General features: G+C 57.0%; 20 protein-coding genes. 10 read left to right on the forward strand and 10 right to left on the reverse strand.

Features of this window, described 5'->3' with window-relative positions; genetic code table 11:
• Positions 1–53: 53 nt before the first annotated feature.
• The 5 genes from A6F69_RS08385 to A6F69_RS13280 form a co-directional block, all read right to left on the reverse strand.
• On the reverse strand, positions 54–1,859 hold the full coding sequence (locus A6F69_RS08385; protein WP_067599811.1) for an acyl-CoA dehydrogenase C-terminal domain-containing protein: 1,806 nt from the start codon (positions 1,857–1,859) through the stop codon (positions 54–56).
• 53 nt (positions 1,860–1,912) lie between these two features.
• Complete coding sequence (locus A6F69_RS08390; protein ID WP_067599814.1) at positions 1,913–2,371, reverse strand: MerR family transcriptional regulator; 459 nt, start codon at positions 2,369–2,371, stop codon at positions 1,913–1,915.
• Between the two features lie 31 nt (positions 2,372–2,402).
• On the reverse strand, positions 2,403–2,786 hold the full coding sequence (gene hisI / locus A6F69_RS08395; protein ID WP_245638217.1) for a phosphoribosyl-AMP cyclohydrolase: 384 nt from the start codon (positions 2,784–2,786) through the stop codon (positions 2,403–2,405).
• Between the two features lie 343 nt (positions 2,787–3,129).
• On the reverse strand, positions 3,130–3,411 hold the full coding sequence (locus A6F69_RS13275; protein ID WP_342669850.1) for a ComF family protein: 282 nt from the start codon (positions 3,409–3,411) through the stop codon (positions 3,130–3,132).
• Between the two features lie 179 nt (positions 3,412–3,590).
• The gene (locus A6F69_RS13280) at positions 3,591–3,950 is read right to left on the reverse strand and encodes a double zinc ribbon domain-containing protein (protein WP_342669851.1); all 360 of its coding nucleotides are present in this window, start codon (positions 3,948–3,950) and stop codon (positions 3,591–3,593) included.
• Between the two features lie 88 nt (positions 3,951–4,038).
• On the opposite strand from A6F69_RS13280, the gene A6F69_RS08405 reads away from it, so the two are divergent.
• On the forward strand, positions 4,039–4,743 hold the full coding sequence (locus tag A6F69_RS08405; RefSeq protein ID WP_144573634.1) for a methyltransferase: 705 nt from the start codon (positions 4,039–4,041) through the stop codon (positions 4,741–4,743).
• Here A6F69_RS08405 and ppdK read toward each other — a convergent pair.
• Genes ppdK through A6F69_RS08420 form a run of 3 tightly spaced genes read right to left on the reverse strand, consistent with a single transcriptional unit; the run spans position 4,740 to position 10,323 of the window.
• Entirely contained in the window at positions 4,740–7,406 is a 2,667-nt protein-coding gene (gene ppdK / locus A6F69_RS08410) for a pyruvate, phosphate dikinase (protein ID WP_067599819.1), read from the reverse strand. The two genes, A6F69_RS08405 and ppdK, sit on opposite strands and share 4 nt — an antisense overlap.
• Positions 7,406–9,412 carry a glycine--tRNA ligase subunit beta gene (gene glyS / locus A6F69_RS08415; protein WP_067599822.1) on the reverse strand — a complete coding sequence of 669 codons (2,007 nt, stop codon included), beginning with the start codon at positions 9,410–9,412 and terminating at the stop codon, positions 7,406–7,408. Before glyS ends, ppdK begins: the two co-directional genes overlap by 1 nt.
• The gene (locus tag A6F69_RS08420) at positions 9,409–10,323 is read right to left on the reverse strand and encodes a glycine--tRNA ligase subunit alpha (protein ID WP_067599825.1); all 915 of its coding nucleotides are present in this window, start codon (positions 10,321–10,323) and stop codon (positions 9,409–9,411) included. The genes glyS and A6F69_RS08420 overlap by 4 nt, the downstream gene beginning before the upstream one ends.
• 161 nt (positions 10,324–10,484) lie before the next feature.
• Here A6F69_RS08420 and A6F69_RS08425 point away from each other — a divergent pair, with 161 nt between their 5' ends.
• The 7 genes from A6F69_RS08425 (at position 10,485) to A6F69_RS08455 (ending at position 15,726) form a co-directional block, all read left to right on the forward strand.
• Complete coding sequence (locus A6F69_RS08425; protein ID WP_067599828.1) at positions 10,485–11,420, forward strand: TraB/GumN family protein; 936 nt, start codon at positions 10,485–10,487, stop codon at positions 11,418–11,420.
• Positions 11,417–12,307 carry a TraB/GumN family protein gene (locus A6F69_RS08430; protein WP_083984743.1) on the forward strand — a complete coding sequence of 297 codons (891 nt, stop codon included), beginning with the start codon at positions 11,417–11,419 and terminating at the stop codon, positions 12,305–12,307. Before A6F69_RS08425 ends, A6F69_RS08430 begins: the two co-directional genes overlap by 4 nt.
• Positions 12,308–12,419: 112 nt before the next feature.
• Positions 12,420–13,106, forward strand: a complete 687-nt coding sequence (locus tag A6F69_RS08435) for a 50S ribosomal protein L25/general stress protein Ctc (protein WP_067599831.1) — start codon at positions 12,420–12,422, stop codon at positions 13,104–13,106.
• 83 nt (positions 13,107–13,189) lie between these two features.
• The gene (locus A6F69_RS08440) at positions 13,190–13,618 is read left to right on the forward strand and encodes a DUF1330 domain-containing protein (protein WP_067599833.1); all 429 of its coding nucleotides are present in this window, start codon (positions 13,190–13,192) and stop codon (positions 13,616–13,618) included.
• A gap of 32 nt (positions 13,619–13,650) precedes the next feature.
• Positions 13,651–14,220, forward strand: coding sequence for an aminoacyl-tRNA hydrolase (gene pth, locus A6F69_RS08445; protein WP_067599836.1), 570 nt, complete (start codon positions 13,651–13,653; stop codon positions 14,218–14,220).
• A 160-nt stretch (positions 14,221–14,380) separates the two neighbouring features.
• Positions 14,381–14,734 (forward strand): P-loop NTPase family protein, encoded by a 354-nt coding sequence (locus A6F69_RS08450; protein WP_245638218.1) that lies wholly within the window; start codon positions 14,381–14,383, stop codon positions 14,732–14,734.
• The gene (locus A6F69_RS08455; protein WP_067599842.1) at positions 14,731–15,726 is read left to right on the forward strand and encodes an SDR family oxidoreductase; all 996 of its coding nucleotides are present in this window, start codon (positions 14,731–14,733) and stop codon (positions 15,724–15,726) included. Before A6F69_RS08450 ends, A6F69_RS08455 begins: the two co-directional genes overlap by 4 nt.
• 4 nt (positions 15,727–15,730) lie before the next feature.
• On the opposite strand, the gene A6F69_RS08460 is transcribed toward A6F69_RS08455, so the two are convergent.
• Positions 15,731–18,079, reverse strand: a complete 2,349-nt coding sequence (locus A6F69_RS08460; RefSeq protein WP_067599845.1) for a zinc-dependent metalloprotease — start codon at positions 18,077–18,079, stop codon at positions 15,731–15,733.
• A gap of 123 nt (positions 18,080–18,202) precedes the next feature.
• Here A6F69_RS08460 and ychF point away from each other — a divergent pair, with 123 nt between their 5' ends.
• A complete protein-coding gene (gene ychF, locus A6F69_RS08465; protein WP_067599848.1) occupies positions 18,203–19,303 on the forward strand; it encodes a redox-regulated ATPase YchF in 1,101 nt (366 codons plus the stop codon).
• Positions 19,304–19,313: 10 nt separating this feature from the next.
• Entirely contained in the window at positions 19,314–19,778 is a 465-nt protein-coding gene (locus A6F69_RS08470) for a MaoC family dehydratase (protein ID WP_067599851.1), read from the forward strand.
• Here the strand turns inward: A6F69_RS08470 and mutL are convergent.
• Positions 19,775–21,601, reverse strand: a complete 1,827-nt coding sequence (gene mutL, locus A6F69_RS08475; RefSeq protein WP_067599854.1) for a DNA mismatch repair endonuclease MutL — start codon at positions 21,599–21,601, stop codon at positions 19,775–19,777. The two genes, A6F69_RS08470 and mutL, sit on opposite strands and share 4 nt — an antisense overlap.
• Positions 21,602–21,712 lie beyond the last annotated feature (111 nt).

Here is a 21,712-nt window from a genome sequence, read left to right on the forward strand (position 1 = left end):
AAAGGCCCGAAGGATTTCTCCTCCGGGCCTTCCTGATTCTAATTCGGCCTGGCTTATGCCGCGGTCGCAAACGCCTCTTCACCCAAAGCCATCATGCTCTCACTGCCGGCTTCGAGTTTGCGACGCAGAGCACCCGCATCAGGCAGGAAGCGCTCTGCATAATAGCGGGCGGACGTGAGCTTGGCTTCATAATAAGCTGCATCACTGGGAGAGTTGCCGAGGGCCTTGGTCGCGGTCTTTGCCATACGAAGCCACATCCAGCCGAGCGTAACTATACCCATGATGTGCATATAATGATGCGCACCGGCCCCGAGATGATTGGGGTTCTGCATTGCATTGTTCATGAACCACATTGTCGCGGCCTGCTGTTGACCAAGGGCCTTTTCTAGCATCTCTGCAATGTCTTTTAGTTCATCGATTTCCTTGGCTGAGGCGATGTCCTCTCCCACAATCTTGAAGAAAGCCTGTATGGCGGCCCCGCCCTTGCTGGCCAGCTTGCGGCCACACAGGTCCATGGCCTGAACACCATTAGTGCCTTCATAGATCTGAGCGATACGGGCATCTCGCACGAACTGGCTCATGCCCCATTCTTCGACATAGCCGTGACCGCCAAACACCTGCTGCATGTTGGTGGCGATGTCATAACCCTTGTCAGTGCCGTAACCCTTGATGACCGGAGTAAGCAAGCCGATCAGCGCGTCTGCTTGCTGACGCTCTTCTTCGGTCTGCGCCTTGTGTGTCAGATCCACCTGAAGAGCTCCCCACAAGCACAGTGCTCGCATGCCTTCAGTGAAAACCTTTGCATCCATCAGCATCCGTCGGACATCAGGATGGACAAAGATTGGATCTGCCCTCTCGTCTGGTTGTGCCGGTCCTGTGAGCGCGCGGCCCTGACGGCGATCAAGTGCATAAACTACAGCGTTTTGATAGGCTGCTTCAGCCTGAGCCAGGCCTTGGATGCCAACACCCAGACGAGCGGCATTCATCATGACGAACATTGCCGCGAGGCCTTTGTTCTCCTCACCGACCATCCAGCCTTTGGCACCATCATAATTCAGCACGCAGGTGGCGTTGCCATGGATTCCCATCTTGTGTTCGATCGAACCGCAGGACACTCCGTTGCGCTCACCAAGCGAGCCATCGTCATTGACCAGCACCTTGGGAACCACGAAGAGGGAAATACCTTTTGAACTGTCGGGCGCACCCGGTGTCTTTGCCAATACCAGATGGATGATATTGTCGGTGAGGTCATGCTCACCTGCGGAAATAAAGATCTTCGTTCCTGTGATTGAGTAACTTCCGTCAGCCTGTGGTTCGGCCTTTGTACGGATCATGCCCAAGTCGGTGCCGCAATGTGGCTCTGTCAGGTTCATGGTCCCCAGCCATTCGCCTGAGACCATTTTGTGGACGTACTTCTCTTTCTGTTCGTCTGTGCCGGCAGCAATCAGAGCAGCAATGGCGCCGGTTGTAAGCCCCGGATACATGCCGAATGCCTGATTGGCAGAAGCGACGAATTCTTCAATCACGAAACCCAGAACGTGTGGCATGCCCTGACCACCAAATTCCTCTGGGGCAGAGATCGTGCCCCAGCCCGCTTCGCGATACTGTTCGAACGCCTCCTTGAAGCCGTCAGGTGTGGTCACGCTGCCATCTTCATGACGTGTGCAACCTTGCTGGTCCCCAGTCTGATTGAGCGGAGCCAGAACTTCAGAGCAGAACTTGCCTGCCTCGTTCACAACCGCTTCGACCATGTCGGGTGTTGCCATCTCGAACCCGGGCAAGTTTCCATAACTTTCGAGCTCGAGCATTTCATTGATCACGAAACGTGTATCGCGCGAAGGGGCATTATAGATTGGCATCTAGAGGTCCTTGTTAAGAATAAGGGCTTGTTAGGAATAGGGGTTGGACAGAGTTACTGTTCGAGAATTAGTGTTTCGATCTGCTTTATGAAATCGGAAAGTTCTTTGATCGAGGAATCAATATCCGCTCGCTGTCGGCGCAATTTTGCGACATGTGCTTTGCACTTTTCGACCGTGACCCGGCGCTGTTCAACGCGGCCGTCATCGAGATCGTAAAGGTCAATCATCTCGCGGATTTCCACGAGACTGAAACCAACGTTCTTTGCCCGCATGATCCACGCGAGCCGTGCACGATCGCGTTTCGAATAGACCCGAGTCAAACCCACTCGCGCGGGTGAGATAAGTCCTTCATCCTCATAAAAACGAAGCGCACGCGCTGTGCACCCGAATTCGGTCGTGAGATCCGAAATCGAATATTGCTCACGTGCTAGCTTGTCCGGGCGATCTAGGTGAGCGCCTGACAGCTTGTCGTTGTCGCCATGATTTGAGTTGGTTGCAGGAGATGTACCCATACGACGGGCATAACTTACCTTTACGTTAGCGTCAAGAATTGACCTTTACGAGAGTATCACCCGATAGCTGGCGGTAGAAACAGGAACGCTCTCCTGTGTGGCAGGCTGGCCCTGAGGGCTCGACAAAAAGCAAAACGGCGTCCTGATCGCAGTCGACACGGATATCTGTGACGTTCATGACATTCCCCGAAGTTTCGCCTTTCTTCCACAACTGCTGACGCGAGCGGGACCAGAAATGTGCGACGTGGGTGCGCTGGGTTTCGTCAATCGCCTCCTGATTCATGTGGGCGACCATCAGGATATCCTTTGTCTGACCGTCGATTACGATGGCTGTTATCAAGCCGTTTGCGTCAAACTTGGGATTGAAGGTTCGCGTCGTGTCGCGAGGTTCGCCGGCGATTGAAGAACTAGGCAATGCATTTCCTTCGATGAATAGGTTCTGGCGTACGATGATTTGTTGCAGGATAACCACATTGAGTTTCTAAAATCCATCTCTGTTCAACTTCTTACTTTAAGTTTTTTCCCCGCAGTGAGACGAAGACGCTTCGGGCTTCGGCCCGACCACCGAACAAAGGTGCAAAAAGCGCCAGGTTCAGGGGCAGTCAGGACGCAGCTCTCCAGCAACGATGAGCGCTTCTGACATGAACGATGAGGGATAGGACCTGAGTGGCCAAATTAGGGGGTGGCTGCTCTAGCTTCTTGGAAGTGGGTTCGTTTAAATTCGTCACGTGGCGCCCGGGGTCTTTTGACCTCGGGCGTTATGTTTTGGTCTCCCTTAAGGCTGCGGCATCTCCGTGCAGCACTTCGTTCATCACCCGAGCAAAGCAGGCAATCGAGACAGATGTTGCGCCCGCTTTCAGCAAAGCTTTTGTGCACGCGTCGCTGGTGGCACCACTCGTCAGCACATCATCAACCAAGACCACATCACGGCCACTGATCTTTTCAATGCGCTTTGCGTTTGTCTGGATAGCACCAGATTTTGTCTGGATAGCACCAGATAATGCGCGCTCGCGCGCGGATCTGTGCAATCCACCAAGCATGGGTGTGTGCTTCCGGCGAACCAGACCATCTGCCAGTGCTTTGCTGCATCCCAATTTCTCCAATTCAGCGGCAAGCAGAGAAGACTGATTATAGCCACGGCGCCAAAGCCTCCATCGATGCAAGGGTACAGGAATCAGGATTGCAGCCCGCCCTGATTGTGGTGGGATTTTTGCAGCGATTAGCCGGGCAAGATGCCTCGCCAACACAATCTTCCCACCATGCTTGAAGGCCAGCAGGAGTTTTCGCGATGCATCGTTATAGATCGTTGCTGCGCAGATACCCGAATGTCTTGGGGCTTGGCCAGACATTGAGCGCACTGAATTTCGTCGTCCTTCAAAAAATCAGGAGGAAACGGTCTAGAGAAGCTGGCGCAAGATGGCTCACCCGGGATCACTAGCGAACTCTTGCATGGTGCACAGAGTCCGCCCTGTTCTGCTGTCGCTGCGCCGCAAAGCGGACAGCGCGGCGGATAAACCAGATCAATCAGTGGCACGATTGATTGCGCCACCGACTTAGCGAAACTGGAGCCAGATGCCATATCTCTTGCGCTGCACCTCTTGCCTTGTTTGGGTAAGCACGGCAGTGGTCGCACGATGTCCGGGCAACAGGTACCTGCTATATTCTCAATGGCTCGTCGTGCACTGCGTAGCGAGCGCGCTGCCTCCGCCGGGGGCACGAATTGGCTCTACGATGCGATGCAGGAGGATATTGCCGAACGGCTCGACTTCATGCGCTTTGACCCGCAGACGGCTCTTTTGATTGGTGCAGAAACTGGTCAGCTTGCACACCTTGTCGAAGCGCAGGGCACCAGGGTTAGAACTTTTCCAGAGTTGGATGAGGAGCAACCGCTACCTGTCGAAGGGGTAGAACTGCTTATCAGTCTGGCGCGGCTCGACACCGTCAACGATTTGCCCGGCGCTCTTATTCATTCACGAAATGCGCTGTCGCCGGGTGGCTTGATGATAGCGCAGATAGTCGGCGCAGGTAGCCTGCTGACCTTGCGCCAAATCATGCTCGCCGCCGACGGCGATCTACCGGCTGCCCGTATCCATCCGCAGATTGATGACAGAGCCGCAACCGCATTGTTGCAACGTGCCGGTTTCAGCAAACAGGTCGTCGATACACACAAGCTGACTGTGCGGTACAGTTCCCTTGATAGATTGGTGAGCGACTTGAGAGAGCAAGCGCTTACTTCTGTGCTCAGGTCACCTGCGCCACAGATCGGCAAGGCTGCTCTTGCCCGCGCCAAGGCAAGGTTCGAGGAAATGCGCAAAGACGACGGGAAGGTCACTGAGACCTTCAATATCCTGACGCTAACCGCTTGGCGTTAGCCCTGCAAAGCAGCTTGCGCCGCAGCGAGACGCGCGATTGGCACGCGATATGGCGATGCGCTGACGTAATCGAGGCCCGTTTGCTCGCAGAAGGCGATACTGGCCGGATCACCGCCATGTTCGCCGCAGATGCCCAGCTTGATATCCGGGCGGGTTGCCCTGCTCCGATCTGCTGCAAGCTCGACCAACTGGCCCACGCCTTCGATGTCGAGGCTGACGAACGGATCTCGAGGAAATATGCCCTTGTCGACATACGGTGCGAGGAAACGTGCACTGTCATCGCGTGAGACACCCAGTGTCGTCTGCGTCAGGTCATTTGTGCCAAAGCTGAAGAAGGCACCTTCTTCCGCGATTTCTCCCGCCATCAAGGCCGCGCGTGGCAGCTCGATCATGGTGCCAACTAGATAATCAACGTTTGCGCCTTGCTCTTCGAAAACCTTCGCTGCCGTTGTGTCAACAAGCGCCTTGAGAATTTCCAGTTCGCGCTTCGTTGCGACCAGCGGGATCATGATCTCTGGCACTGGCGCTTCGCCAGTTGCCTTGGTCACTCCGCACGCCGCCTCAAAGATTGCGCGCGCCTGCATCTCGTAAATCTCAGGAAAGGTGATCCCAAGGCGGCAGCCGCGATGGCCGAGCATGGGGTTGAATTCATGCAGTTCGTTCGCGCGCCGTTTCAGGTGGTCAACCCCCAAGCCAGTCGCGTCGGCCAGCTCGGCAAAGTCGGCATCTTCATGCGGCACAAACTCGTGCAACGGCGGATCAAGCAAACGGATCGTGCAGGGCAGCCCGCTCATTACTTCAAAGATTTCGCGGAAGTCGGCCCGCTGTTCTGGCAGCAGCTTCTTGAGCGCTGCCGCGCGCGTTGTCTCGTCCTCGGCCAGGATCATCTGCCGGACGGCGGTGATACGGCTTGCGTCGAAGAACATATGCTCTGTGCGGCACAGTCCGATGCCTTCCGCACCAAACTGACGCGCCATTTTGCAGTCTGCGGGCGTTTCGGCGTTGGTCCGCACCCGCATACGGCGATATTTGTCTGCCCATTCCATCAGCGTGCCGAAGTCACCAGCAAGCTCTGGTTCGATCGTGCGCACTTCGCCGGCCATAATCTGGCCATTGGCGCCATCGATAGTGATTGTATCACCCTCTTTCAGCTCGCGGTTGCCGATACGCAGTGTCTTGGATGCACGATCGATCGAAACGGACGAGGCACCGGAAACACATGGCCGGCCCATGCCGCGTGCAACCACGGCCGCGTGCGAAGTCATGCCGCCACGCGCGGTCAGAATGCCTTGGGCAGCGTGCATTCCGTGGATGTCCTCAGGCGAGGTTTCGACGCGCACCAAGATCACTTTCTCACCGCGCCCGGACCACTGCTCTGCCGTGTCTGCATCCAGCACAATCTTGCCTGAAGCTGCGCCCGGTGAAGCTGGTAGCCCCGTTCCAATTATATCGCGGTGCGCCTTCGGATCGAGCGTGGGGTGCAGCAGTTGATCCAGCGCCATCGGATCGACCCGCAGGATCGCGGTCTTCTCGTCGATAAGGCCTTCACCCACCATATCAACCGCCATCTTCAGTGCGGCCTTTGCGGTGCGCTTGCCCGAACGGGTTTGCAACATCCACAGCGTGCCCTGCTGCACGGTGAATTCGATGTCCTGCATGTCCTTGTAATGCGTTTCCAGCAGGTCGAATACGTGGGCTAGCTCGCCGTAAGCGTCCGGCATTGCCTCTTCCATCGATAGCGGCTTGGCATTCGCTTTCTCGCGCGCGGCCTTGGTGAGGTATTGCGGGGTGCGGATTCCCGCCACCACGTCCTCGCCCTGCGCGTTGATCAGATATTCGCCGTAGTATGCGCGCTCACCGGTTGCAGGATCGCGGGTGAAGGCAACTCCGGTGGCCGATGTATCGCCCATATTTCCGAACACCATCGCCTGCACGTTGACGGCGGTGCCCCAATCGGCCGGAATGTCGTTCAAGCGGCGATAGACCTTTGCACGGTCGCTGTCCCAGCTGTCAAACACAGCGCGGATCGCGCCCCATAGCTGCTCGGTCACATCCTGCGGGAATGGATGCCCCAGTTCCTTCTCGGCGATGGATTTGTACTCGGCGACCAGTTCTTTCCAGTCCTCCGCCTCCATCTCGGTATCGGCGTATAGGCCCTTGTCCTCCTTTGCGATTTCCAGCGCTTCCTCGAACAGTCCGTGGTCCAGGCCGAGCACAACATCGGCATACATCTGGATGAACCGCCGATAGCTGTCCCACGCAAAGCGTTCGTCACCCGATGCGCTGACGAGACCAGCAACAGTGTCATCGTTGAGCCCAAGGTTGAGGACGGTATCCATCATGCCCGGCATGGAAACCCGTGCGCCGGAGCGGACCGAGACCAGCAGCGGGTCGCCCGCATCGCCAAAGCTTTTGCCCACAGTCGCTTCGATATGTTTCAGTGCGTCAGCTACCTGCGCGCGCAATTCATCCCCGAATTCAGCACCTTCTTGCAGGTACTTCACACACTCTTCAGTGGTGATGGTGAAGCCTGGCGGCACTGGCAGCCCGATGCTGGCCATCTCTGCCAGATTGGCGCCCTTCCCGCCGGTAACGGTCTTGTCCTTTTGGCGTTCATCCGAGTGATCTGCCGATCCGCCGAAAGTGTAAACCGTTTGAACCATCAGCCTTCAATCCTTGAGAAATCTGCTACTTGATGCACCGCATCGCGGAAGCGCGATAGCAGCGTCAGGCGCGCCGCGCGCACATGCTTTTCTTCAGCGTTGACAATCACGTCTTCAAAGAAGCGGTCGATTGGAGCGCGAAGGCTCGCAAGAGCGGACATGGCAGCGGCAAAGTCTTCGCTTTCAATCGCCGCGACAGCCTTGGGCTGCGCCGCTTGAAGTGCATCGATCAGTGCCCTTTCCGCCTTCTCAGGAGAATGCGAAGGCTCAGTCGGCTCGAACTCCTCTTTCTTGAGGATATTGGCAGCGCGCTTGTATCCCGCGAGCAGGTTTGCGCCGTCCTCGGTTTCGATGAAGCTTTGCAGCGCCTTTACGCGGGCGAGCAGACGGACAAGATCATCTTCACCGCCGAGAGCCAAGACTGCATCGATCAGATCGTGACGAACGCCTGCTTCGCGTTGCTGGACCTTGAGACGGTCCGCGAAGAATTCGAGCAAATCTCCTTCTGCAACTCCAAGGCGCAATCCGTTCCCGTCAATAGTCCGGATCACGCCAAGTGCTGCTCTACGCAGCGCGAATGGGTCTTTCGAGCCAGTCGGCTTCTCGTCAATCGAGAAAAAGCTACGCAGGGTGTCCAACTTATCCGCCAGAGACACCGCCACCGTCGCGGGCGCGGTCGGCACTTCGTCGCCCTGCCCGACCGGCTTGTAGTGATCGCGGATAGCGTCGCTGACTTCCTGAGGCAGGCCTTCCTTCTCGGCGTAATAACCGCCCATCAGGCCTTGCAGCTCGGGAAATTCGCCGACCATTTCAGTAACGAGGTCCGCCTTGCACAGCCGCGCGGCCTGTTCGGCCAAGTCTGCGTCCGCCTTGACGATGTCTTCTTCGCATAGCCAGCGCGCCAGCTTCGCCACACGCTCAACCTTGTCGGCAACCGTGCCCAGCTTCTCGTGGAAGGTAATCCGCTCCAACTTTTTGGCGTGTTCGGCCAGCGGTGTCTTTTGATCAAGCTCCCAGAAGAACCGCGCATCGCTCAAACGCGCCGCGAGCACCTTGCGGTTGCCATCCACCACCACAGCGGGGTCTTCCGCCATAATGTTGGCAGTGCACACAAAAGCATTGGCGAGTTTGCCGTTCTGGTCTTCGCAGACGAAATACTTCTGGTTCACCCGAGCGGTGAGCTGAATAACTTCGGGCGGAACGTCGAGATATTCCTCGTCAAATCGCCCGAGCAGCGGCACCGGCCATTCGGTCAGGCCGGCATTCTCGATCACCAGACCTTCGTCTTCGACCAGTGTCAGGCCAGCTTCCTCTGCGGCCTTTTTCGCGCCAGCGCGAACGGCATCCTGCCGCTCTTCATGATCGACGATCACATGCGCTGCGCGCAGCTTGTCCGCATAGTCGTCAGCCGAACCGATTGTGATCACACCATCCGAGTGGAAGCGGTGGCCAACGGTTGTATTGCCGCTCGACACATCGCCAGCACTGCATCCGACCACTTCATTGCCCAGCAGCGCAACGATTCCCGACAATGGTCGGACCCATCGTGTGCTTTCGGTGCTGATCGAGGCATCGCCCCATCGCATTGATTTGGGCCAAGCGAAATCGCGGATGATCGCCGGGATCGCCTCGGCGAGCAGATCCTTTACCGCCCTGCCCGGCTTTTCGATTACCGCGAAATAGGTATTGCGCCCTTTGACGTCGCGCACCTCCAGCTGGTCGCGCGCCACGCCGTTTTTTCGGCAGAAACCGTCGACCGCCTGATCGGGCGCGCCCTCGGGCGGGCCTTTGGCTTCTTCGCGCACCGCTTCGGTCTCAGTCGGCAGATCGCGTGCAATCAGCGCCAGCCTGCGCGGCGTTGAGTAAACGGTCAGATCACCGACTGATACGCCGGCAGCATCCATCTCGCGGCGGAAGAGTTTTTCCAGTTCGGCACGCGCACCGGCCTGCATCCGCGCAGGAATTTCTTCGGAACGAAGTTCTAGGAGGAAGTCAGAAGCGTTCATTTCGACCACTCCGGATACTTCTCCGCCCAGCCAGCGGCCTCTTTCTCCATATGCGCTTCGCACGAACCACGCGCCAGATCGCGTACACGCCCCATATAGCTCGCGCGCTCTTGAACGCTGATCACGCCGCGCGCTTGCAGCAGATTGAAGATGTGGCTCGCCTCGACCGCCTGTTCATAGGCGGCAATCGGCACATTGGCCGCCAGCGCGTTCTTGCACTCCGCCTCCGCCTTGTTGAACAGGTCAAACAGCGCATCGGTATCGGCGACTTCGAAGTTCCACTTCGACATCTGTTTCTCGTTTTCGAGGAAGACTTCGCCGTAACTGACCCCACGACCGTTGAAATCGAGGTCGTACACATTGTCGACGCCCTGAATATACATAGCGAGGCGCTCAAGGCCGTAGGTCAGTTCGCCCGCGACGGGTTTGCAGTCAAACCCTCCCATCTGCTGGAAGTAAGTGAATTGCGTGACTTCCATTCCGTCACACCAAACTTCCCAGCCCAGGCCCCACGCGCCCAATGTAGGACTTTCCCAGTCATCCTCGACGAACCGGATATCATGCTTGAGCGGATCGATCCCGATCACTTTCAGACTGTCGAGATACCATTGCTGGATCTCGGGCGGGCTTGGCTTCAGTATCACCTGATACTGATAGTAATGCTGCAGGCGATTGGGGTTCTCACCATAGCGGCCATCAGTCGGGCGGCGGCATGGCTGAACGAAAGCTGCGTTCCATGGCTCGGGCCCTAGCGCACGCAAGGTCGTCGCCGTGTGAAAGGTACCCGCGCCCATGCGCATGTCATAGGGTTGTAGGATCAGACACCCCTTCGAACTCCAGAAATCATGGAGCGCAAGGATCATGTCCTGAAACGACCTCTTGGGATCGCGTGGCGACGGTGTGAAACTCATGGGCGTGGCCCATGGCGTAACCCCTCGCCAGCGTCAATGCTGCGCTGCAGCGGTTGCCAGCAAAGTGAGGATATCTCTACGCCAAAGGGCAAGATTTCATTGCCTATTCAGGGAGGCTACGGATAGATTCACCCAGAAAGTTCTTACGGATAGGAATAGTAATGCATTTTCCCCGAGTTACCGCCGCTTTGGCCTGCGCGTCATTCCTTTATGGAGGCGCTGCTTTGGCGCAGGACGGGGCAGATGCCGCACAAGAAGAGCCCGCCGCAATCGAAACGGCAGCGGAACAGGGCGTGCTTGGCGCACCCGCGCTTTGGAAAGTGGCCGACGAAGATACAACGATCTATCTATTTGGTACGGTACACGCCCTGCCCAAGGGCATCGAGTGGTCGTCGAATATGCTCGACAACGCTTTGGCCGAATCTGACTCCATCGTAACCGAGATCAAGATGGGGCCTGAGATGGCGCAAGAGATGCAAAGCCTTGTGATGAGCAAGGGTGTTTTGCCGCCGGGAACAACGCTGCGCAGCCTTCTCACCGAAGAGCAAAACGCTGCATACGAAGAAGCAATGGCCAAGCTGTCGATGCCGCCTGCTGCCTTTGATCAGTATGAGCCCTGGTACGCCGGCATGTTGATGAGCATGCTACCGCTGCTGCAGCAAGGGTATTCACCTGACGATGGCGTTGAGAAGTTATTGCTGACCAAGGCTGGCGGCAAACAACAAGAGGCACTCGAAACAATCGCATTTCAGATCAGTGTCTTTGATGAGTTGCCTCAGGATTCGCAGATCGGCTTTTTGGTTGATGCAGCCGAAGGGATCGATCAGATCAAACCTCTGCTCGACCAGATGGTTGCCGAATGGGTTGAGGGTGACGCTCATGCGCTTGCGACACTTATGAATGACGGTTTGACCGATCCTGCCCTGGCCGAAAGTCTGCTCTACAAGCGTAATCGCAATTGGGCCGATTGGATCGACACGCGGCTTGGTGAACCCGGTACCGTCTTTATCGCGGTGGGTGCTGGCCACCTTGCAGGTGACAAGAGCGTTCAGGAATATCTGAAGGCGCGCGAGATCGAGACGGTTCGCGTCCAGTGATCAAACGCATGGTATGTCTGCTGGCAGGCGTGTTTGCTCTTGCCAGTTGCGCATCTGAACCGCAGGAACCAGAGGCCAGCGATACGCCGCCGCCCTCGCCGATCCTTTACGAGATTGCAGACTCTGACGGAGCAGCCAGAGGCTGGCTGTTCGGTACCATGCACGCCCTGCCTGACGGGGTGGAATGGCGCACACAGACTCTTGGTGATGTGATCGATAGCGCAGACACGCTCGTCGTCGAAATTGGCGATCTGGCAGACCGGCGCGCGATCAGTACGACATTCACAAGACTGGCGACCTCTCCGCGCCAGACCGATATACGTTCCAGAGTCTCGGCCGGTGACCTTCCTGTGCTGGACGACCTGATGAAAAAGGGGAACTTTTCATCGCGCGACTTCGCGAATGTCGAGACATGGGCTGCCGCCCTGATGTTGGCACAGGTGACAAGTACTGGCTCAACCAGGAACGGCGTTGATGGTGCTCTGATAAATGAATTTCCCGCTGATCGGGTGCGCGAGCTTGAAGGCCCGTTTGTTCAGCTCAGCATTTTTGACCGCTTGGCCCCGCAAGATCAGCGTGATCTGCTCGCTGGTGTAATTGATGAATACCGCATCCTTCAGGAAGATCCAGAGCGACTTCGAAGGGCCTGGCTAAAGGGTGAAGAGCAGGCCCTCATTCAAGCAACACAAAGCGGTATCCTGGCTGATCCCGAACTCAAGCAAGCGCTCCTGGTAGAGCGCAACCGTGCATGGATCGATGACATCGATGTGCTTATCCGCGATGGTCGTAGACCTTTGGTGGCGGTTGGCGCGGCCCACCTGGTAGGTGAAGAAGGCCTCGCGGTGTTGCTAGAGGCGCAGGGGTACAGTCTGGAACGCCTGCAATAGCGCTTGCCAATCACGTTCTCGCTCTCTAAAGGCCCGCGCTTCGGCGTCATGGTCATCCCTGGAGGTGTGGCGCGCGAAAAACTCTAATAACGCATTTCGAAAGGTAAGCGACATGAGCGATGCTCTGACACTTCCGGCCGAGGCGCGCGAACGGGCTGGCAAGGGAGCCTCCCGTGCACTGCGTCGTGAAGGCCGCGTCCCCGCCGTAATCTATGGCGGCAAGGAACAAGCAACCACCATCCACGTGGAAGAGAAAGAACTGGTCAAGCAATTGATGACCGGTCACTTCATGAACTCGATCGTAGAAATCGATCTGGGTGGCAAGACCATCAAAACCTTGCCTAAGGACGTGTCGCTTCATCCCGTCACTGACCGCCCTGTGCACGCTGACTTCCTGCGCCTTGCCAAAGGCGCCAAGGTTGAAGTTTCTGTACCGGTTGTATTTGTCAATGAAGACGCATCACCGGGCCTCAAGAAGGGCGGCGTTCTCAACGTTGTCCGCCACGAGCTCGAGCTGGTTTGCGAAGCAGACAGAATCCCGGGCGAGATCGAGATCGACGTCACTGGCAAGGAAGTCGGGGATTCGGTTCACATCAGCGAGCTGACGCTGCCAGAAGGCAGTGAGAGCGCGATTACCGATCGTGACTTCACCATCGCAACTCTGGTTGCTCCATCCGCACTCAAGAAGAGTGAGGAAGAGAGCGCCGAGGGCGATGAAGAAGCAGTTGAAGGTGAAGAAGGCACAGAAGCTGAAGGCGGCGATGAAGCTGCTGACGGCGAAGAAAGTGGCGACGAATAAGTCACTGCTTCCATTTCTCACATTGAGAAATCACCAAGGCGCCGGCCCATTATTGGGTCGGCGTTTTTGCATCGGGTCACAATATGTCACAAACAGAAAACTTCGTAGAGGTATCGCAAGCGCAGGGCGCTCGCTTCTTCTCCTCAAATGACGGTAACGGTCCTGTCTTCATGCTGAATTTGCTGAAGTTCAGAGATATAGCTGATTACGAACATGCGCCTGAACTGACGCCTGATACCCCAATCAGTGGTAAAGAATCTTACGCCATCTACATGGCCGAGATAGAGCCTTTGCTGAATGCGACCGGTGGTGAGGTTATCTTCTCTGGGAACGCACGCGAATATCTTATCGGACCAGAGCATGAGGGGTGGGACTTCGTGATGCTGGTAAAGCAAGCGAGCAAGCAGGACTTCCTTGCATTTGCCTCTGATCCGAATGCCCAGCGTATCACGCAGCATCGCACGGCAGCTGTGCTGGATTCTCGCCTGTTACCAGTTCACTCCGATGCTTGAGCGCTACAAGAAAACTATCTAACGCCCCAGCCATGCAAATTTGGGCTGGCCTCGGAAATCCTGGACCGCGCTATGCGATGAACCGGCATAATGTCGGCTTCATGGCGTGTGACGTCCTGGCTGAAATGCACGGTTTCGGTCCAGTTCAGAAGAAGTTTCAAGGTTGGGTGCAGGAAGGGCGGATTGGCGCATACAAGGTCCTACTCCTGAAACCTGCGACTTTCATGAATGAAAGCGGGCGCTCGATCGGGGAAGCGCTGCGTTACTACAAGCTTGGCCCTCAAGACCTGACCGTATTCTATGACGAACTGGATCTCGAGCCGTTCAAGATCAAGGTAAAGCGCGGAGGCGGTGCAGCCGGGCATAACGGAATTCGTTCAACCATTCAGCATGTGGGAGCCGATTTCCGCCGTGTGCGGATCGGGATTGGTCACCCCGGGCACAAGGAACGGGTCCATGGACATGTCTTGGGCAACTACGCCAAGGCCGAACAGGATGACTTGGTTGAGATGCTGGGAGCGATCGGCAGCGAAGCCGAATGGCTGGCGAAGGGAGATGATGCACGGTTTATGAGCGACTACGCGTTGCGCATGAACGGCTGATGCTATGCAAAGAGTTTTGGTCATTGGCCCATGCGGAGCTGGCAAGAGCACGGCATCTCATCGGATCGCGTCTGCGCTAGACCTGCCAATCTATCACCTCGACAAACTCCATTGGAGTGCCGGGTGGGTAGAAGGATCCAAAGATGAATTGCGCGCTGCCTTGGCACCGATTGTTGCGAGCGATTGCTGGCTGATCGATGGCAATTATGGCAGCACGATGGAAGCACGCCTTAAGCGCGCCGATACCGTTGTTTACTTGGACTACCCAATCACCCTGTGCCTTTGGCGAGCAGCAAAACGAGTGTGGCTTTACCGCGGGCGATCACGACCGGAAATGGCTGAAGATTGCCCCGAGAGGTTCGATCTGGACTTCTTCTGGTACATTGCGAACTGGAACAAGCACGCTCGACCGCGGACCGAAAACTTGATCCAGGGATCGGAAGCAAGCATCCTGCGTTTCAAGACTCCACGACAACTTGATCGGTGGCTGTCGAAACTGGAGAGTAGATCATGAGCCATATTTCCCGTCGCGGCCTTCTTGCCGGTGGCGCAGCAGTTGGAACTTTCGCAGCGACCGCATCGCTCGCTCAGCCAGACCAAATTGCCGCAGATATTGATCTTCAGGGCAAGAATATTCTTGTGACTGGGTGTTCATCCGGTTTCGGACGCTTGATGGCAGAAGATTTTGCGCGCAAGGGCGCGACGGTGTTCGCAACGATGCGGAATATGCCTAGACCGGAAGCCGAAGAGCTGGAGACGCTTGCGGAAACCGAAGGCCTCGATCTGCATGTCATCGAGATCGATGTTATGTCTGATGAGCAAGTTTCATCGGGTGTAGCCAAAGCTGAAGAGATCGCAGGCGGCGCGATTGACGTGCTGATCAATAATGCAGGCATCGGTTATGCCGGCCCGATCGAGCTTCAGGACATGCAGGCGACACAGCTGATTTTCGATACCAATGTCTATGGCCCCCACCGTATGTCGCGCGCTGCCCTGCCCGCGATGCGCCGCGCCAAGGGTGGTTTGATATTTAACATTTCCTCTCAACTTGGGCGGGTGATCGTACCTTCAGCGGGACATTATTCGCCAACCAAATTTGCGCTCGAAGCAATGAGTGAAGCTATGGCCTACGAGTTGGTCCCGCATGGCGTCGAGGTCTGCGTGATCGAGCCCGGTGGCTATCCCACCAAGGTCTGGGTCAACCGCAACAGGTTGGCAAATGAATTGAAAGAGCGACTGAATTTTGACGAGCGTGCCGCCTACCCGCAACTTGTGGCGCGCATGGGCGAGGAAGATGGGACACGTCGTACCGCAGATCCGATGGATGTCCCCAATGCAATTGCCGAAATCATCGCGATGCCGCCGGGCACACGCCCGCTGCGAAAGGCGGTTCATCCGGGCAACAAGCCGCAGGTCCCGATCAATGAGCTAACCGCGAAGGTTCAGGTCGATTGGCTGGGACAGTCAGGCTTCGGTCCATGGATCAAGGACGTGCACAACGTCTGACGAATCAGATCGGACTGCCAGGAGGCACGTCAGGCAACAGCGCTTTGTTCCTGATCGCTGTATCAAGCGCCTGACGATCGGATAGGAGTGAGCCGAGCCCCCTCGCCCAGTCTCCTGCTGCACCACTCGCGCGGCTGCCACTCAGTTCCTTTGTCCAGGCTGCCAATCGGCCGTCAACCTGCATGGCCAAGGCACGCGAAAGGGCATTGTCGCGCGAAACCTTTGCCAGCGAAAGCGCGATGGTAGTGGCAATGCGTCGGCCCAACGCGCTGTCGGCTGCTGAAGTGTTGGCGTGAGAGATCAATCGACTCAGAACGCGATCTACATCGGGAGCTGAGATCCCGCTTGCCTGCTGGATATCGAGCCGATTCAGGCGTTCCGGTGCGAGCAGGTTTTCCAAGACAGAGACAGCACCGATCTCAGCTGCGCGCATCGGATCAAACACCGATCCACCGGCTGTTGGCATGATTTCAATTGCCGTTGCATAGTCGCCGGTCGTGCGCGGGCCGTATGAAAGGACGGGGCGCAGTTGTTGTGGCACGGTCAATGCTTCTACCGACAGCGCATGCATCAGGCTGTCGAGGGCGGCCGTTTGCTGATTTGCGGGCACGGGCTTGACCTCTACATCGTCACCTGAAAGCCCGATTGGTGTATAGACTCCGCCCAACAGTTTCGCGCTCGCCTCCGCCTGGTAGCGATGGAGCAGCCAGATAGGAACGAAGGCGCGCCGAAGGCTGGCCAGATCCTGCCCGGCCGGCACGGCGTCGATATCGAACCTTGCCAAGGCGGCCTTTCGAACATCCAGCACTCGATTGAGCTCAGCAACAGGATCTATCCCGTCGTCCCAAAGGCCGCCGTGCGGGTTCGCAGCACCAGTGCCATCAGTATCTGCGTTGGAGACGAACCTGAGGCCCCTCGCCTGCGCTTCCTGGACCATTGCGCGCGCTTCTTCGTCAGTCTTGGCGGCATAGAGATATCGGATCGCGAACTTGTCCCACTCGCCCACGCCCACGCCATAGGCATTGGCGATCGAGAGCTTGCCATCGACCAGTTCCACCCGCGGCGCAGGGTAATCCATTACCGAGTAGCGATCCTGTGTGCTGGCGGCGAAGTTGTGCGCCAACCCCAAAGTATGGCCAACTTCATGGGCCCCCAGCTGACGAATTCGCGCGAGCGCCACGGGTACCGGATCGTTCGGATCACCGGTATCGGTCAGCCCCGCCCCCATCAGAGCCTGAAAGATCATGATGTCTTGCCGCACTCGTAGCGAGCCGAGCATGACGCTGCCCTTGAGAATCTCGCCTGTACGCGGGTCGACGATGCTTGGGCCGTATGACCAACCCCGTGTTGCGCGGTTGACCCAATTGACAACGTTATAGCGCATATCGAATGGATCAACATCAGCGGGCAGTACTTCGACGCGGAATGCGTCGATAAAGCCCGCATCCTCGAATGCCTCTGCCCACCAACCAACACCGTCTATCAGCGCTTGCCGTACAGGCTCCGGCGCGGCACCGTCGACATAATAGACAATGGGTTCCTTGACCGGACTGCGCTCTGCATCAGGGTCTACCTTTTCCAGACGGTGACGCTCTGCCAATTGCACCAGCATCGATTGGCCCAGGGGAGCGGAAAAGTCATAGGTCGGCGTTGTAAAAGCGAAGCCGTATGGATCGGTGCGGCGCGGCATCTGATCATCGGGTAAGTCGACCAAAGAATGGCGCACCCACAGAGAAATATCGCTACCATTCGGCGATACGTTACGCAGCGATGGGTTCGGCTTCTTAGACGTGAAACTCAGCAATGCCGAGAACTCGACATTTTCCGGGAAAGCCTTCACTCTCGCCGGGTCTGCCAAGGAATACTCACCTTGGAGCGCATACCCTTCACCCAGCTGCTCCGCGAATCCGAAATGGTCCTTGGCCAGGAATGGCGCGAAATCGAAGCTGAAGCTGCCGTCATCAGACGTATCTTTGATATCTCCGACCCACATTGTCGCATTGGAGAAACTATTTGCGATCGAGTCCTGTTGAGCCTGCGAACCATTGGGTGCAATGAACTTGGTATTCTCAAGCTCAGCCACCACTTTCTTGCCAACGCGTCGGAACCGCAGAATTCCCGTTCGCAATGGTGCACCGCGATCTACACCAGTCGCAGCCGAGCCTACACCGGTTTCTATCTGCGCTACATAAAGATAACGTCCTGCTACACCGTCTTCATCAGGAGCCGGCATGGTTAGAGTAATCGTCCCATCTTCTGTATCGGCAGCAACCGGCACCAGAGTTTCCTGTGCGCTTAGCGGGCCCAGAGGCATAGCGGTCGCCAGCAAAGCAGATAGGATGAGTTTGCGCATCGTATTCCCCCAGTTGTTAGACCAAGAGTTAGCAGCTTCGCGAAATCTGTCGAGCATCACGCTTCCCTGCGGCGCGCTTACCCGCTAAGGCGCCCGAAAATTCAAGATAACCGGAGTTTTGCGATGGGTTTCCGTTGCGGGATCGTCGGTTTGCCAAACGTCGGCAAATCGACCCTCTTTAATGCATTGACTGAAACGCAGGCTGCTCAGGCTGCGAACTATCCATTTTGCACGATTGAGCCGAACGTCGGTCAGGTAGCAGTTCCTGACGAACGTCTCGATAAGATCGCTGCAATCGCCAAGAGCGCGAAGGTGATCCCGACACAGCTTGCGTTTGTCGACATCGCCGGCCTCGTCAAAGGTGCGAGCCAAGGCGAAGGCCTCGGCAACCAGTTCCTCGGTAATATCCGCGAGGTTGATGCCATCGTGCACGTACTACGTTGCTTCGAGGATGATGACATCCAGCATGTTGCAAACAAAGTCGATCCGCTCGCCGACGCTGAAGTGGTTGAGACTGAGCTGATGCTGGCTGACTTGGAGAGCTTGGAGAAACGTGTGCCAAACGCGCAAAAGCGCGCAACTGGCGGGGATAAGGAAGCCAAGATCATGGCTTCTGTTCTTGGGCAAGCACTAGAGCTCCTGCGCGACGGCAAGCCAGCACGGCTCACCGAACCCAACGACGAAGAAGAGGCGCGGGTCTTTGCGCAGGCGCAACTGCTGACGGCAAAACCGGTCCTTTACGTGTGCAACGTGGCCGAAGAAGATGCGGCTGACGGCAATGAATTATCCGCAAAGGTGTTTGCCAAGGCCGAGGCCGAAGGCGCGCAAGCTGTGGTGGTTTCGGCTGCAATCGAAGCTGAGTTGGTCGCCATGCCGATGGAAGATCGTGCGGAGTATCTTGAAGCCTTGGGCCTTTCCGAAAGCGGCCTCGCACGCGTGATCAAGGCTGGATATGAACTACTTGGCCTGCAAACCTTTTTCACCGCAGGGCCGAAGGAATCTCGCGCATGGACATTCCCGAAAGGTGCGAAGGCCCCTCAAGCCGCTGGTGAAATTCACACGGATTTCGAGAAGGGGTTCATCCGCGCCGAGACGATTGCCTATGACGACTACATCGCGCTGAACGGTGAAGCGGGTGCGAAGGAAGCGGGCAAAATGCGACAGGAGGGCAAGGAATACCTTGTCCAGGATGGTGACGTAATGCTGTTCAAATTCAACGTGTGAGGCGCTCCGGATGATCTATTACGAAGACCTCGAGATCGGGAAGCGTGCGTCATTCGGTCGGTACGAAGTAACGCGCGAGGAAGTGATCGAGTTTGCCAGCAAGTACGATCCCCAAGCCTTTCATCTCGACGATGAAACAGCCGCCAAAACACATTTCGGGCGTGTTTCCGCCAGCGGTTGGCACACCTGCGCCATGACCATGGCGATGATGGTTGAGAACATGAAGAACGTGCAACAGGCAGGCCTTGGCTCGCCCGGTGTCGACCAACTGATGTGGAAAAAGCCGGTTTATCCCGGCGATACTTTGCGCGTCGAAAGCGAAGTGACCGAAAAACGCCGCAGCAAATCGAGGCGCGAAATGGGTATCTTCAAGAGCCGTGCGCAAGTCTTCAATCAGAACGACGAAGTCGTGCTGGAAATGACCTCAAACGGGCTAATCGCTGTTCGCGATCCAGATGCGCCGATCGAAGGCTAGTGCCGCCCAAACAGCCTTTCGACATCTTCCATGCTCAGTTTCACCCACGTGGGGCGGCCGTGATTGCACTGGCCTGAGCGCGGCGTGCGCTCCATCTCGCGTAGCAGGGCATTCATCTCCTCAACCCGAAGCACGCGCCCTGCCCGCACTGATCCATGACATGCCATGGTCGCAAGCACATGCTCGAGCTTTTCCTCAAGCAATAGCGCCTGCCCATGCTTGGCGATGTCATCCGCCAAATCGGTAAGCAGTGCCCGTGGATCACCCTTGCGAAGGGAATGCGGCATCGCGCGGACCAGCATTGCAGCCGGCCCAAAGCGTTCAATCACCAGGCCAAACTTCGCAAAACCTTGGGCCGCTTCTTCAAGCCGGTCGCAATCAACTTCGTCCAGTTCGACAACATCGGGTACAAGTAGCGCTTGCGAACGCGCCACTGCATCACCTGCTCCCGCTGCACGTAATCTCTCCAGCACAAGCCGTTCATGCGCCGCATGCTGATCGACCAAAACCAGTCCGTCGGCAGCTTCTGCGACGATATAGGTGTTGGCGACCTGCCCACGCGCAATACCAAGCGGGAAGTCTTTGGGTGCATCGTGCTCATCAGCCTCGGTCACCCTGCCCTGCGGCGCATAGTCATCTCGCGCCATAACCTCACCTTCGTACGTGCGATAGGCCTGGCCCGCCTCGCTAACGCGCGTGCTGCGTGCAGTCCAATCGCGCCCCTCGAAGATTGACCGCAACGCCGGTGAAGGCTCTGCACCAGAAACAGGTTCTTGTTGCCAGCGCTCCATTGCGCCGCGATCCGGTCCTTGCGCGCTCCGTCTGTCACCGGTCCCGAGTGCTTGCCGAAGCCCTGAAACGATGAACCCGCGTACGCTATTGGCATCACGAAAGCGCACCTCAGTCTTGGCCGGGTGAACGTTTACGTCGACGTCTTCGGGTGGGAGCTCAAGAAACAGCGCCAGAACCGCATGCCGGTCGCGGGCGAGCATATCAGCATAGGCACCGCGCACAGCCCCGACGAGCAAGCGGTCCTTCACTGGACGACCATTGACGAAAAGATACTGGTGATCTGCTACACCGCGATTGTAGGTCGGCAAACCTGCAATCCCAGTTAGCCTCATCACACCAGACTGACTTGGCCGCTTCAGATCGATCTTGACGCTGTTGTCCTTAAGTTCGCGCGCGATGATGCCGGAGACGCGATCTGCCAGCGGCTCATCGGTCTGAAGTCCGAATATCCGACGCTCCCCATGCGTCAGTGAAATCGCGATATCCGGCCGCGCCATGGCCAGCCTGCGCACCACATCCAGACAGGCGGCGTATTCACTGCGCGGCGTACGCAGGAATTTGCGCCGCGCAGGGACTTTAGCGAAGAGCTGTTCCACTCTAACGCGAGTGCCCGGTGGAAGCGCAGCAGGCCCTTCTTCTATGACCTCCCCGTGATCGACAACTCTCCGCCATCCGTCAGCCTCCCCCCTGACGTGGCTCTCAATTGTGAATTGCGCGACGCTGGCGATCGACGGCAGCGCCTCACCGCGAAACCCAAGCGTTGAGACAAGCTCGATCGCTTCATCGGGCAGCTTGGATGTGGCGTGGCGCTCGAGTGCGATGGACATCTCCCCGGGGCTCATTCCGCAGCCGTCATCGGCAACTTCGATCTTGCCCAGCCCGCCTTCGACCAGTTTTATGTCGATCCGACTCGCGCCAGCATCAATTGCATTTTCGACCAATTCCTTGAGCGCAGCTGCAGGTCGTTCCACCACTTCACCTGCCGCAATGCGGTTGATCAGGCTCTCGGGAAGGCGACGAATTGACGGCATTTTGCCAAGCTAGCGATCAAGCGCTGCAAATTCGAGGCCAGCGGTGGAAAATCCTGTGTGGATCGAACAAATTTTTTGGCCTTTTTAGCCGCGTTGCAGTAGACCGTCTCA

The organism is Altererythrobacter ishigakiensis (assembly GCF_001663155.1).
Classification (GTDB): domain Bacteria; phylum Pseudomonadota; class Alphaproteobacteria; order Sphingomonadales; family Sphingomonadaceae; genus Erythrobacter; species Erythrobacter ishigakiensis.

Coding starts and splice junctions, on each gene's coding strand:
- ppdK (WP_067599819.1), bottom strand. CDS start 7,406: ATGGTTCAAACGGTTTACACTTTCGGCGGATCGGCAGATCACTCGGAT.
- A6F69_RS08390 (WP_067599814.1), bottom strand. CDS start 2,371: ATGGGTACATCTCCTGCAACCAACTCAAATCATGGCGACAACGACAAG.
- A6F69_RS08470 (WP_067599851.1), top strand. CDS start 19,314: ATGATCTATTACGAAGACCTCGAGATCGGGAAGCGTGCGTCATTCGGT.
- pth (WP_067599836.1), top strand. CDS start 13,651: ATGCAAATTTGGGCTGGCCTCGGAAATCCTGGACCGCGCTATGCGATG.
- A6F69_RS08385 (WP_067599811.1), bottom strand. CDS start 1,859: ATGCCAATCTATAATGCCCCTTCGCGCGATACACGTTTCGTGATCAAT.
- A6F69_RS08455 (WP_067599842.1), top strand. CDS start 14,731: ATGAGCCATATTTCCCGTCGCGGCCTTCTTGCCGGTGGCGCAGCAGTT.
- A6F69_RS08420 (WP_067599825.1), bottom strand. CDS start 10,323: ATGAGTTTCACACCGTCGCCACGCGATCCCAAGAGGTCGTTTCAGGAC.
- A6F69_RS08405 (WP_144573634.1), top strand. CDS start 4,039: ATGGCTCGTCGTGCACTGCGTAGCGAGCGCGCTGCCTCCGCCGGGGGC.
- A6F69_RS08440 (WP_067599833.1), top strand. CDS start 13,190: ATGTCACAAACAGAAAACTTCGTAGAGGTATCGCAAGCGCAGGGCGCT.
- ychF (WP_067599848.1), top strand. CDS start 18,203: ATGGGTTTCCGTTGCGGGATCGTCGGTTTGCCAAACGTCGGCAAATCG.
- A6F69_RS13275 (WP_342669850.1), bottom strand. CDS start 3,411: ATGCTTGGTGGATTGCACAGATCCGCGCGCGAGCGCGCATTATCTGGT.
- glyS (WP_067599822.1), bottom strand. CDS start 9,412: ATGAACGCTTCTGACTTCCTCCTAGAACTTCGTTCCGAAGAAATTCCT.
- mutL (WP_067599854.1), bottom strand. CDS start 21,601: ATGCCGTCAATTCGTCGCCTTCCCGAGAGCCTGATCAACCGCATTGCG.
- A6F69_RS08425 (WP_067599828.1), top strand. CDS start 10,485: ATGCATTTTCCCCGAGTTACCGCCGCTTTGGCCTGCGCGTCATTCCTT.
- A6F69_RS08435 (WP_067599831.1), top strand. CDS start 12,420: ATGAGCGATGCTCTGACACTTCCGGCCGAGGCGCGCGAACGGGCTGGC.
- A6F69_RS13280 (WP_342669851.1), bottom strand. CDS start 3,950: ATGGCATCTGGCTCCAGTTTCGCTAAGTCGGTGGCGCAATCAATCGTG.
- A6F69_RS08460 (WP_067599845.1), bottom strand. CDS start 18,079: ATGCGCAAACTCATCCTATCTGCTTTGCTGGCGACCGCTATGCCTCTG.